The following is a 12,303-nucleotide window of genomic DNA, read 5'->3' on the forward strand; positions in this document are numbered from 1 at the left end:
TGAAAACTAAATGCGTTTAAAAATAAGTGTACCGTTCGTTCCACCAAAACCAAATGAGTTTGATAGTGCGTATTCGATGTTAGCGGGACGCGCTTTTCCATCAACGACGTAGTCTAAATCACAACCTTCACTTGGGTTGACCAAGTTGATCGTCGGTGGAGCAAGTTGATCGCGCAGAGCAAGCACACTAAATACCGCTTCAATCGCACCGGCAGCACCTAAAAGGTGACCCGTCATCGATTTAGTTGAACTCATCATCACATCTTTAGCTGCATCACCCCAAATACCTTTTACCGCTTGTGTTTCAGCGATATCACCAGCAGGTGTTGATGTACCATGTGCATTAATGTATTGAATTTCAGATGCTTCTATTTTTGCATCTTTGATAGCATTCTTCATTGATAATGCAGCGCCTGCACCGTTTTCTGGTGGTGACGTCATGTGGTAAGCATCACCACTCATACCAAAGCCTGAAAACTCAGCATAAATTTTAGCGCCACGAGCAACCGCATGTTCGTACTCTTCAAGTACTAACACACCCGCACCATCACCTAATACAAAACCGTCACGAGACTCATCCCAAGGACGACTTGCCGTTTCTGGTGAATCATTACGTGTTGAAAGTGCACGAGCGGCAGCGAAACCACCCATTCCTAATTCACTTGATGCTTTTTCTGCGCCACCCACAATCATCATGTCAGCATCGCCGTATTGGATCATACGAGCGCCTAAACCGATACTGTGTGTACCTGTTGTACACGCGGTTGTAACGGCAATGTTTGGACCTTTAAGACCGTTATTAATTGAAACGTGGCCAGAGATCATATTGATGATCGTTGCAGGAATAAAGAATGGGCTAATTTTACGTGGCCCACTTTTAGCAACATTACCGACATTAGTCTCAATCGTAGAGATACCGCCAATACCAGAGCCAATCGCAACACCAATGCGTTCCGCATTTTCTTCTGTCACTTCGATACCACAATCTTTTAACGCTTGGTCAGCAGCAGCAATACCGTATTGAATAAAAGCATCCATTTTGCGCGCTTCTTTCTTGGGCATGTAATCTTCAACATTAAAGTCTTTAATTAAGCCAGCAAACTTACATGCGAATTTTTCAGTATCGAAATGTTCAATGTTTGTTATGCCGCTCTTACCTGCCTGAATAGCTTCCCATGAAGCTTCTACTGAATTACCAACAGGTGTTAATAGACCTAAACCTGTGATTACAACTCTACGCTTTGACACTTTTAATTCTCCTAAGCACACTATTTAACTTAACTATTTTATAAACTGTTTTTCTAACTTATCATTTTTTTTGAAAAACGATGAGTTAGAAAAACACAAAAGGCGGTCATAGACCGCCTTTCGATTTATTAATTCATTTAAGAACTAATAATTAACCGTTGTTTTCAACGTAATCAATTGCTGATTGAACAGTAGTAATTTTTTCAGCTTCTTCGTCAGGAATCTCAGTATCGAATTCTTCTTCAAGTGCCATTACTAATTCAACTGTATCTAGAGAGTCAGCACCTAAATCGTCAACAAAAGAAGCTGTGTTTACAACTTCGTCTAGTTGTACACCTAGTTGCTCAACGATGATGTTTTTTACGCGTTCTTCGATATTGCTCATTTTTATTTTCCTTTGGTAATACGCCTAATGCGTTAATGGCGGTAGTTTATGCTATCGCATTTAATATTCAAGTATTCTATCACTGGTTAGACCAGTTTTTTCAAGATTTTAATCAATAAATTGATTAAAACCAAGCTTTTATTTTTGTAGCTTAAACTTCAAACTATTTTTGATGACATAATCATCAAACTATGTTTATTGATGCTTAAATGTACAACATTTAGCGATTATGCTGGCCAACTTACATAGGTTTATGGCCACCATAAACACTTACACCATGTACATACCACCATTAACATGAATCGTTTCACCGGTAATATATGCGGCACCTTCAGATGCTAAAAAGGCAACGGTTGCTGCAATTTCACTTGGATCACCTAATCGACCAGCGGGTACATTTGCTAATGTAGCAGCACGTTGATCATCATTTAGCGCTTTAGTCATATCTGTTTCAATGAAACCAGGTGCTACGGTATTAACTGTAATACCACGGCTTGCAACTTCACGTGCTAATGATTTAGTGAAACCAATAACACCCGCTTTTGCAGCTGCATAGTTTGCTTGACCAGCATTACCCATCGTTCCAACAACAGAGCCAACATTAATGATACGACCAGCACGTTTTTTCATCATCGGGCGCATTGCTGCTTTGCTTAACTTAAAGATAGGCGTTAAGTTTGTTTCGATAATGTCGTTCCACTCATCATCTTTCATGCGCATTAATAGGTTATCGCGGGTAATACCTGCGTTATTAACTAATACATCAACGCTACCAAACTCTTTTTTAACGGCATCAAATAGTGCTGTAATTGAATCATTATCTGTTACGTTTAATACGAAGCCTTTACCTGACTCACCTAGGTATTCACTAATCGCGGTAGCACCACCTTCACTCGTTGCAGTACCTAATACAGTTGCGCCTAGTGCAACAAATTTTTCTGCGATTGCACGACCGATACCACGGCTTGCGCCCGTTACTAATACAACTTGATCTTTCATTTTATTCTCCTTTCACTGCAGCAAGTGCACTTTCTAGTGTTGCTACATCGTTAATTACTTGCGCCGTAAAGCTTTTATCGATACGACGTACTAAACCACTTAATACTTTACCAGGGCCAGCTTCTACTTGAAGGTTGATACCTTGCTCAGCCATTTTTTCAATAATGCCTGTCCAGCGGACTGGGCAATATAATTGACGTACTAATGCATCTTTAATTTTATCTGTCTCAGTTTCTGCAATCACATCAACGTTATTAATCACTGCAATTTGAGGGGTATTAAAGGTAATATCGCTTAATGCAACAGCTAATTTTTCAGCAGCTGGTTTCATCAATGCACAGTGAGATGGTACGGACACAGGTAACGGTAAAGCACGTTTAGCACCTGCTTCTTTACATAATACACCTGCACGTTCAACGGCATCTTTGTTACCTGCAATCACAACTTGGCCCGGTGAATTATAGTTAACTGGAGAAACTACTTCACCCTGTGCTGCTTGCTCACAAGCTAGTGCAATTTTATCATCAGCAAGGCCAATAATTGCGTACATTGCCCCTACACCTGCAGGTACTGCTTGTTGCATTAATTGACCGCGAAGCTCAACCAGTTTGACCGCATCTTTAAAGTCGATAACACCCGCGCAAACTAATGCTGAGTATTCACCCAAGCTATGGCCGGCAATTACGCTAGGCTTTTCACCACCTAGTTCTTGCCAAACACGCCAAATTGCCACCGATGATGTCAATAGTGCCGGTTGTGTTTTATCTGTCTGGTTTAACGCTTCTGCAGGGCCATCTTGTGTCAAAGCCCAAAGATCGTAACCTAATACTTCACTTGCTTCTTTAAACGTGTCTTGTATAACAGGGTATTGAGTCGCTAACTCGGCTAACATCGCAACGCTTTGAGAGCCTTGACCTGGAAAGGCAAAAGTAAAATTTGACATTGATTATTCCTCTAAAATGAAAAAACAGGAATAAATTCCTGTTTTAAAAGCATATAATTTTTTTCTACATTCTGACTAGGGCACTGCCCCATGTAAATCCACCGCCAAATGCCTCTAATAAAACAAGATGTCCCGGTTTAATTTTACCTGAACGAACACCTTCATCAAAAGCAAGTGGTACCGATGCAGCTGAAGTATTGCCATGCCCTTCAAGGGTAACAATGACTTGATCCATCGACATCCCTAATTTCTTTGCTGTCGCTGCAATAATACGTTTATTAGCTTGATGTGGCACCAACCAATCCAGTTGCTCTTTTTCAATATTATTGGCAGCTAATGTTTCTACAACTACTTGACTGAGTTTTTTAACAGCAACCTTAAACACCTCGTTACCAGCCATGATCATGTATGATTCATTTGTAGAATCTGCATTACCACGTTGTACACTTGGCAATTTAAGCAAATCGCCAAAACGACCATCTGCATTAATATGTGTTGATAAAATACCTTCATCTTCACTTGCAGTCACAACAACGGCCCCCGCACCATCACCAAATAGGATTATCGTGCTTCGATCCGTTGGGTCACAAGTTGCAGCTAGCGCATCTGCACCGATCACTAAAATATTTTTAGCACTGCCCGCTTTAATAAAATTATCTGCAACACTCAATGCATAGGTAAAACCAGCACAAGCGGCAGAAACGTCAAAGGCAGGGATATTATGAATACCCAATAGGTTTTGTACTTCACAGGCAGCTGACGGGAATGCATTTTGGTTGCTCGTTGTTGCAACAATAATTAAGTCTAAATCCTGTGCTGTTAGGTTAGCCGCTTGTAACGCATTTAAGCCAGCTTCTTTACCCATAAAAGCGATAGTTTCATCAGCATTAGCAATACGACGCTCTTTAATACCAGTACGAACGGTGATCCATTCATCACTGGTGTCGACCATTTTCTCTAAATCATCATTACTGCGCACTGCAGCAGGTAGATAGCTACCCGTACCTATAATTTTGCTATTCATGTGATAAACAATCTCGCTCTAATAAAACGGCTTCTAACCGATTTGAAATACTGTTTGGGATCTGCCACTGGATCTCTTTAATCGCCTGCTCAATTGCATAAGAAAATGCAATTTCATTGGCTCCACCGTGACTTTTTACGACAATACCGCGCAACCCTATTAAACTTGCGCCATTATACATATCTGGATGCAAATGTTTAAATTGCTTTTTTAATATTGGGCTTAATAATTTTCCTAGTAACTTACTGTAAAAGTTAGAGTTTACCGCTTTCTCTAACTGCTCTAGAAAAACTCGCCCCATTCCTTCATAACTTTTCAGTGCGATATTACCACTAAAACCATCTGTGACGACGACATCCGCTTGGCATGAAAATAACTCGTTAGCTTCAATAAAACCAACATAATTAATATATTTGCTTTCGCTAAGTAGGGTTGCCGAGCGCTTAATAATATCGCTACCCTTATTATTTTCTTTACCTACATTCAGCAGAGCAACTTTAGGTTTTTCGATCTGCTCTACCTTTTCACACAGTACACTGCCCATCACTGCAAAGTTAAACAGTGTATCACTGTCACATTGTAGGTTGGCACCTAAATCAAGCAGATAGGTCAGCCCTGAACAATTATTAGGTAAGCCAGAAACAAGCGCAGGCCTAGAAACACTTGAGATAGTTTTTAATGCCTGTTTGGCCAGTAACATCAATGCACCGGTATTTCCTGCACTCACGCAAGCATCAGCTTTACCATCAGCAACCATTTGCAAAGCAACATGCATTGAGGAATGACTAACATGGCGCAAAACATAAACAGGATTATCTTCCATCGAAATCACATTATCTGCGTGCACGAAAGAGAGCCGAGAGTGATCAATGAGATTGTGTAGCTTTAATAAGGGAATTATCTTTTCACGTGTGCCGACAATTATCAGTGACAGTGTGGGGTATTGTTGTAGTTTTTGTTTCGCTGCTAAGAGCGAAATATGGGGGCCGAGATCGCCCCCCATGGCATCAAGCGCAATAATATAGTTACGCAAGGTAATCTTATAGTTCGATTACTTTTTTGCCTTTGTAGAAACCATCTGCAGTCATGTGATGACGACGATGAGTTTCACCAGACGTTGCGTCAACTGTAAGTTGAGCTGGAGCACTTAGTGCATCATGTGAACGACGCATGCCACGCTTTGAACGAGTTTTACGACTTTTTTGTACAGCCATTGTTAAAATTCCTACTTGTTATTTGCGCTTTAGTTGAGCTAAAGCATCAAATGGGTTGGGACGTTGTTCTTCTGCCTCATCAATCTCACCAAAAGTAAGTTCAAACTTACTTTCAACACAATCTTCGATTGCGTGTTTCGCTATCTGAGGTAGAGTCAATATCAGTTCATCTTCAACGATTTCGTGAAGATTAACTTCCCCATTTTCATCATAATAAATGGGTTCATACACGTCTGGTAAATTATTTTCCTGTTCTTGATTATGAACTGGACAATACGTAAATTCAGCTTCGCACTGATAAATCATAGGCTCATTGCACCGTTGACAAATGAGTTCTACTGCAACACTCGCTTTGCCATGAAAAATTCTCAACTTTTGTCGATCAATTTCAAATACAAATCGCGTATTGATATCTGATTGAATACTGATTGTTGATTCCGCTAATCTTCTCATTAAAGCTTTCGGAATTATAGATTCTAATTCTGTGCCTTTTTGAGCAGCGCGCACCGGATCAACGCTAATCGGTAGTTTAACCTTTTGCATGGGCGCGAATGATATAGATTGGCAAGACGATAGTCAAAGAAAAATAGTGATTTTTTATATCTTTTATCGTTAGCTATCGCTTTATTGTTTTTCAGCCCTTAATATACATTAACTAGTCAATAAAAATGGGTTTATTATGCCACAAACACTTGTTTTAGCTTCTACCTCGCCCTTTCGTAAGCAGCTATTAGAAAAGTTACACCTGTCTTTTTTAACCGAGAAACCAGCGGTTGATGAGACGCCGTTAGACGGTGAAACCGCGCAACAATTAGTACAACGATTGGCAATTGAAAAAGCCCAAGCTATCAGCCCTAATTTTGAAAATGCATTGGTTATCGGCTCTGATCAAGTTTGCATGAACAATGGTGAAATTTTAGGAAAACCGGGTAACTTTGAAAATGCGTTTAAACAGTTAAAAGCAGCCAGCGGTAAACGTATTACCTTCTATACCGGTCTTGCTGTGGTGAATAGCCAAAACAATAGCGTGCAATCACTTGTTGAACCCTACATAGTTAAGTTTCGCCAATTAAGTGATGAGATGATCACTAACTATCTCAATAAAGAGCAACCCTATAATTGTGCAGGCAGCTTTAAAAGTGAAGGTTATGGCATTAGCTTATTTGAAGCTTTTGAAGGGAAAGATCCGAACAGCTTGATTGGACTACCGCTTATCTCATTAATTGAGATGCTTGAAAATGAAGGTATGCAGGTCGTTTAATACTCTGAATTTTTAGTGAATAAGCATGGTAAAATAGCACCTTACAAAACTTATTCACTTTAAGCCTACCATCAGCCAATACTGAGTAGCTGTTCATGCAGTTTACTCACCTCATCACGCAACTGTGCGGCTTTTTCAAACTCCAGATCCTTAGCGAAAGCAAACATCTGTTTTTCAAGCTTAGCAATCTGCTTAAGAATATCTTGCTCACTATGCACCTCATAATTCGCTTTATACTCAGCAACCTTAGCTTGTTTTGAGTTGCCTTTTTTAAGGTTACGTTGACCTAGCTGCATCACATCGTTAACCTCTTTGCTCAAGCCCTGTGGTGTAATACCATTATCAATATTAAATTGATGTTGTAAGGCGCGTCTGTCTTCTGTCACCTTTATCGCCTTTTGCATCGACCCAGTAATACGATCTGCATATAAAATCGCCTTACCTTTTAAGTTACGTGCGGCACGCCCCATGGTTTGAATCAGCGAGCGCTCTGAGCGTAAAAACCCCTCTTTATCGGCATCTAAAATAGCCACTAAAGACACCTCAGGGATATCTAGCCCTTCTCGTAATAGGTTAATACCAATAAGCACATCAAATACACCCAAACGCAAATCACGAATGATTTCCACACGCTCAACCGTATCTACATCAGAATGTAAATAACGTACTTTGATACCATGTTCATTAAGGTAGTCTGTTAAATCTTCTGCCATACGTTTCGTTAAAGTAGTGACTAGTACGCGCTCTTTAAGTGGTAAACGAAGATTAATCTCGGATAATAGATCATCGACTTGAGTGTTAACGGGACGCACTTCAATCTCAGGATCTAATAATCCAGTCGGGCGGATCACCTGTCGAACAATATCACCCTGCGATTTATCGATCTCATAATCACTAGGGGTAGCAGATACATAAATAGTTTGTGGCGCGATCTTCTCGAACTCTTCAAACATCATCGGACGATTATCAAGCGCAGAGGGTAAACGGAATCCATAATTAACAAGGTTTTCTTTACGACTACGATCACCTTTATACATCGCCCCTATTTGAGGCACGGTCACATGACTCTCATCGATGATTAACAGGCCATCTTTAGGCAGATAATCAAACAACGTTGGTGGCGCAGCACCTTGCTCGCGCCCAGAGAGATAACGCGAATAGTTTTCGATGCCAGAGCAATATCCAAGCTCGTTCATCATTTCGATATCATATAAGGTACGTTGCGAGATACGTTGCTCTTCTATTAATTTATTTTCTTTGATAAAGGTTTTCTTACGTTCATTAAGTTCCTCTTTAATGCCATCAATCGCCTTTAGGATCTGCTCGCGCGGGGTAACATAGTGGGTTTTAGGGTAGACAGTCACACGTGGCAAGTTATCTAAAGTCTGCCCGGTGAGAGGATCAAAGACGGTTATTTTTTCCACTTCATCATCAAACAACTCAATGCGTAGCGCATCACTTTCAGAGTCAGCAGGAAATATATCAATCACTTCGCCACGAACACGAAAAGTGCCTCGACTTAACTCTGTTTCATTGCGGTTATATTGCAAATCTACCAAACGCTGTAAAATATCACGGCTTGAAATGAGCTCACCTACCGTTAAATGGAGCATCATTTGTAAGTAAGCCGTTGGATCGCCTAAACCATATATTGCAGATACCGAAGCCACTAAGACTACATCTTTACGCTCGAGTAATGCTTTAGTCGCAGAGAGGCGCATCTGTTCGATATGGGCATTAACGGCAGCATCTTTTTCAATGAATGAGTCCGAGCTAGGTACGTAAGCTTCTGGCTGATAATAATCGTAATAGGAGACAAAATACTCCACTGCGTTATTGGGAAAAAACTCTTTCATCTCACCATACAATTGCGCAGCTAACGTTTTATTAGGAGCAAGGATCAATGTCGGGCGGTTTAATGTTGCAATAGTGTTCGCGAGGGTAAAAGTTTTACCCGATCCAGTTACCCCTAATAGGGTTTGAAAGGCAAGTCCAGACTCGATCCCCTCTACCAATTGATTGATCGCCTCAGGTTGATCTCCCGCTGGTGAAAATGGCGATGACAATTCAAACAATTTTTCCATAACAGCCTCAACATTAAATAGTTAAATAAGTAAACAAGCTAAAATACCATGTAATCGACACTTTAAAGCCAATAATTGCATGAACAATCTATTTTCGCACATTAACAATTCATTAACAGAGCTTATCTCATCTATTACTTTATTAACTGATCATTAATTCATCAGTCTATTTACTGCGATCTTTTACGTTTAGTAAGATCAATAGCTGATTTTTAATGTATACAAAACAAACGATAAAAACTAACAACTCAATCACATTGTCAATCACTATTTTTAAAAAAACAATAAAATAATTCACAGAAATTTATTGACAATATCGATTATTTACAGAAATAAAAAAACATCAAACAAAAACTAATTAAGAGTAGTTGACATATGTAAACCGCTGTTTTAAAAGGGTTTTATTTTATGTTCGTTTTTACATCAATGTAAAGGGAAGCAAGTAACCATCAGGCTTTCAGCTACTTTTCATAGAAAGCCCCACAGAGTTATCCACAGAAAAAGTGGATAACCGTATGCAGGCTAGAGCACGTAAGCCCTGTAGCAAAACAATGCGATTTTATTAAAGATCTTTTTGCCTATTCGAATAAGTAGGTTTGATCATGTTTTATACAAAAACAGATAATAGCTATAAATAAGCCATACTGCATCATCACAAACAATAGATAAGAAAAAGATACAAATACAATGCATTTATATGCGTTTTTTAAAAAGTTAATATATTTAACGTTTAAAAATCACTCGTTTACAAAACTTAGGCAATAAATTTGTTATGCTATTACTTTATTAATACACATTAGGAAGATCATTGTGAAACGTATATCTTTAACATTACCTGCGATCTTAGCATCTATCGCTCTTTTATCAGGCTGCTCGAGCACGCCGAATAACCTGCAATTAACACCAAAACTGAGTAATGATATTGTTACGAAAGAGGTAAATAGCGAACACATTTGGCTATTAGATAGTCAGGATCTTCGTTCCGCACGCTATTTAATTGCCATCAGTTCTGGTGATGATGTTGCAACTTTAATTAATGAGTCTAGCAGTACAAAAGATGTGATTACTGAAACACTGCGAACACATTGGGTAAATAGTGGTCACCGTTTTACTAATAAAAAAAATAATGACACGCAAATTAATGTTCAACTTATTCAATTATTAGCCGAAGTTGAAGAGCATACTGTTAGCCATGAAAGTGATATCAATGTTGTCATTAAGGTACAACTCAGCTCTGATAAAAAAACGTTTAGCAAAACATTCCGCGCGCACTATGAAGAAGAAGCCCCTTTTGGCGCCGATGTAGAAAAAATAAGCGCGCAATTAAATACGCAGTTATCACAATTATTAGATCAAATAGTTCAAGATCCAGAACTTAACGCTAAACTACTGCAACTTTAAAATCTCACAGGAACAAGTTATGAAAATACTTTTATCGCTATTTATACTTTTAATTAGTCACAGTGCACTGGCAGCTGAAAACCCGACCGTGGTAATGGACACTTCAAAGGGTAAGATCATCATTGAGCTTTTCCCTGAAGAAGCACCAAAAACGGTGGCAAACTTTTTAGCTTATGTGCAAAAAGATGGCTATAAAAAAACCACCTTTCATCGCGTCATTAATGGCTTTATGATTCAAGGTGGAGGATTCTCTTCTGAAACAGGTTCAAAAGTATCTACCCTTCCCCCTATTGAGAATGAGTCTCGAAATGGCATCAGTAATGAACGTGGGACTATTTCAATGGCACGTACAGGCAACCCACACTCAGCTTCTCGCCAATTCTTTATTAACCATAAAGATAATGCGTTTTTAGATGCACAGGGTAATAAATGGGGCTATGCCGTGTTTGGAGAAGTAACGCTGGGTATGGATGTGGTTGATGCTATCGCTAAAGTAAAAACAGGCAGTGCAGATAAGCCCCTTCAACCAGTCGTGATCAACAGCATTACACTGCTAGAAAGAGAGATGAAATAATACCAATTCCGCTAATATAGTGATCAAATATTACGCAGTAAAAAGTAGTTAGTTCAAGGCAAAAATTGATGTAAATGGTTGTTCCCTTTACGAAATTTTTAACGCTGAAATAGCTTCTTTTAACTAGTAAGATTGATCAGTTATTTAGTGGATTTGGTATAATCTAAATTCCGTTACTATAAAAAAGGCTCACTTGAATAAACAAGCGAGCCTTTTTAATTTTGACCTATGCAACCAATTAACTACGTGTTCGTGAAGTATTGCTACTACGGCGACGCTCTGTGGTTTTGCGTTTTTGATGTTGGGTATGTTTTTTCACAGCACGACGAATACGCGCCTGTGTATTCTTCACTTTTTTCTCATCAACGCGTACTTTTGTTTCCGTCTCTTTTGGCATATCCACCAGCTTACGGAAGTAGTTAACCTCTTTAAGGTTAAGCTCAGTCCAGCCACCCTGTGGTAACTGTTTATCAAGATGAAGGTGACCATAACGCACACGCATCAGACGGCTTACTTGCACACCTTGGCTCTCCCATAAACGACGTACTTCACGGGTACGCCCTTCAGTTAATACTACATGGTACCAACGGTTGATACCTTCACCACCAGCCTCTTTGCCTGATTCTTTAATCGATAGGAATTTGGCTTCACCATCGTCAAGCTTAACTCCCATACGCAGACGGTTTAACATTGCGTCATCCACTTCACCAAAAATACGCACCGCGTATTCACGTTCAACTTCACGGCTAGGGTGCATCATGCGGTTAGCAAACTCACCATCAGTGGTAAATAACAGTAAACCCGATGTATTGATATCCAAACGACCAATTGAGATCCATCGGCTGCCGGTTAAACGCGGTAGACGTTCAAAAACGGTTTTACGTCCCTCTTCATCGCTACGAGTGCACACTTCGCCTTCTGGCTTGTTATACGCTAATACACGACAAATGGTGTTTTCTTCGGTAACGTATTTAACTACATGACCATCAACACGTAATATTTGGTTCGGCGTAACACGCTCCCCTAAACCAACGACTTTACCATCAACACTAACGCGCCCTTCTGCAATCACAGCTTCCATCTTACGACGCGAGCCCATGCCTGAACGTGCTAATACTTTTTGTAATTTTTCACTCATAAATAATTCCTTTGGGTAATTCACATTATGCC

General features: G+C 39.7%; 13 protein-coding genes. 3 read left to right on the plus strand and 10 right to left on the minus strand.

Going from position 1 to position 12,303, the window contains the following annotated elements; genetic code table 11:
• Positions 1–6: 6 nt before the first annotated feature.
• From fabF to yceD, 8 genes are all read right to left on the minus strand, one after another.
• The gene (fabF, locus tag CW745_RS04060) at positions 7–1,248 is read right to left on the minus strand and encodes a beta-ketoacyl-ACP synthase II (RefSeq protein ID WP_101107240.1); all 1,242 of its coding nucleotides are present in this window, start codon (positions 1,246–1,248) and stop codon (positions 7–9) included.
• Between the two features lie 151 nt (positions 1,249–1,399).
• A complete protein-coding gene (gene acpP / locus CW745_RS04065) occupies positions 1,400–1,633 on the minus strand; it encodes an acyl carrier protein (protein WP_101107241.1) in 234 nt (77 codons plus the stop codon).
• A gap of 270 nt (positions 1,634–1,903) precedes the next feature.
• Positions 1,904–2,632, minus strand: a complete 729-nt coding sequence (fabG, locus tag CW745_RS04070; protein WP_101107242.1) for a 3-oxoacyl-ACP reductase FabG — start codon at positions 2,630–2,632, stop codon at positions 1,904–1,906.
• A gap of 1 nt (position 2,633) precedes the next feature.
• The gene (fabD, locus tag CW745_RS04075) at positions 2,634–3,575 is read right to left on the minus strand and encodes an ACP S-malonyltransferase (RefSeq protein WP_101107243.1); all 942 of its coding nucleotides are present in this window, start codon (positions 3,573–3,575) and stop codon (positions 2,634–2,636) included.
• A 64-nt stretch (positions 3,576–3,639) separates the two neighbouring features.
• A complete protein-coding gene (locus CW745_RS04080) occupies positions 3,640–4,599 on the minus strand; it encodes a beta-ketoacyl-ACP synthase III (RefSeq protein WP_101107244.1) in 960 nt (319 codons plus the stop codon).
• On the minus strand, positions 4,592–5,632 hold the full coding sequence (plsX, locus tag CW745_RS04085; RefSeq protein ID WP_101107245.1) for a phosphate acyltransferase PlsX: 1,041 nt from the start codon (positions 5,630–5,632) through the stop codon (positions 4,592–4,594). The genes CW745_RS04080 and plsX overlap by 8 nt, the downstream gene beginning before the upstream one ends.
• Positions 5,633–5,639: 7 nt before the next feature.
• A complete protein-coding gene (gene rpmF / locus CW745_RS04090; RefSeq protein WP_015464635.1) occupies positions 5,640–5,813 on the minus strand; it encodes a 50S ribosomal protein L32 in 174 nt (57 codons plus the stop codon).
• Positions 5,814–5,831: 18 nt separating this feature from the next.
• Complete coding sequence (yceD, locus tag CW745_RS04095; RefSeq protein ID WP_101107246.1) at positions 5,832–6,356, minus strand: 23S rRNA accumulation protein YceD; 525 nt, start codon at positions 6,354–6,356, stop codon at positions 5,832–5,834.
• Between the two features lie 136 nt (positions 6,357–6,492).
• On the opposite strand from yceD, the gene CW745_RS04100 reads away from it, so the two are divergent.
• Positions 6,493–7,074 (plus strand): nucleoside triphosphate pyrophosphatase, encoded by a 582-nt coding sequence (locus CW745_RS04100; protein WP_101107247.1) that lies wholly within the window; start codon positions 6,493–6,495, stop codon positions 7,072–7,074.
• Between the two features lie 71 nt (positions 7,075–7,145).
• Here the strand turns inward: CW745_RS04100 and uvrB are convergent, their stop codons facing one another.
• A complete protein-coding gene (gene uvrB / locus CW745_RS04105) occupies positions 7,146–9,158 on the minus strand; it encodes an excinuclease ABC subunit UvrB (RefSeq protein ID WP_101107248.1) in 2,013 nt (670 codons plus the stop codon).
• Between the two features lie 810 nt (positions 9,159–9,968).
• On the opposite strand from uvrB, the gene CW745_RS04110 reads away from it, so the two are divergent.
• Together CW745_RS04110 and CW745_RS04115 are read left to right on the plus strand one after the other, a co-directional pair.
• The gene (locus CW745_RS04110; RefSeq protein WP_238596690.1) at positions 9,969–10,559 is read left to right on the plus strand and encodes a YajG family lipoprotein; all 591 of its coding nucleotides are present in this window, start codon (positions 9,969–9,971) and stop codon (positions 10,557–10,559) included.
• 94 nt (positions 10,560–10,653) lie between these two features.
• Positions 10,654–11,133 (plus strand): peptidylprolyl isomerase, encoded by a 480-nt coding sequence (locus CW745_RS04115; RefSeq protein WP_238596728.1) that lies wholly within the window; start codon positions 10,654–10,656, stop codon positions 11,131–11,133.
• Between the two features lie 238 nt (positions 11,134–11,371).
• Here the strand turns inward: CW745_RS04115 and rluB are convergent, their stop codons facing one another.
• On the minus strand, positions 11,372–12,271 hold the full coding sequence (gene rluB / locus CW745_RS04120; protein WP_101107251.1) for a 23S rRNA pseudouridine(2605) synthase RluB: 900 nt from the start codon (positions 12,269–12,271) through the stop codon (positions 11,372–11,374).
• Positions 12,272–12,303 lie beyond the last annotated feature (32 nt).

The sequence above is a fragment of the Psychromonas sp. psych-6C06 genome (assembly GCF_002835465.1).
In the GTDB taxonomy this organism is placed as follows: Bacteria; Pseudomonadota; Gammaproteobacteria; order Enterobacterales; family Psychromonadaceae; genus Psychromonas.

Coding starts and splice junctions, on each gene's coding strand:
- acpP (WP_101107241.1), bottom strand. CDS start 1,633: ATGAGCAATATCGAAGAACGCGTAAAAAACATCATCGTTGAGCAACTA.
- fabG (WP_101107242.1), bottom strand. CDS start 2,632: ATGAAAGATCAAGTTGTATTAGTAACGGGCGCAAGCCGTGGTATCGGT.
- fabD (WP_101107243.1), bottom strand. CDS start 3,575: ATGTCAAATTTTACTTTTGCCTTTCCAGGTCAAGGCTCTCAAAGCGTT.
- CW745_RS04080 (WP_101107244.1), bottom strand. CDS start 4,599: ATGAATAGCAAAATTATAGGTACGGGTAGCTATCTACCTGCTGCAGTG.
- rpmF (WP_015464635.1), bottom strand. CDS start 5,813: ATGGCTGTACAAAAAAGTCGTAAAACTCGTTCAAAGCGTGGCATGCGT.
- yceD (WP_101107246.1), bottom strand. CDS start 6,356: ATGCAAAAGGTTAAACTACCGATTAGCGTTGATCCGGTGCGCGCTGCT.
- CW745_RS04100 (WP_101107247.1), top strand. CDS start 6,493: ATGCCACAAACACTTGTTTTAGCTTCTACCTCGCCCTTTCGTAAGCAG.
- uvrB (WP_101107248.1), bottom strand. CDS start 9,158: ATGGAAAAATTGTTTGAATTGTCATCGCCATTTTCACCAGCGGGAGAT.
- CW745_RS04115 (WP_238596728.1), top strand. CDS start 10,654: ATGGACACTTCAAAGGGTAAGATCATCATTGAGCTTTTCCCTGAAGAA.
- rluB (WP_101107251.1), bottom strand. CDS start 12,271: ATGAGTGAAAAATTACAAAAAGTATTAGCACGTTCAGGCATGGGCTCG.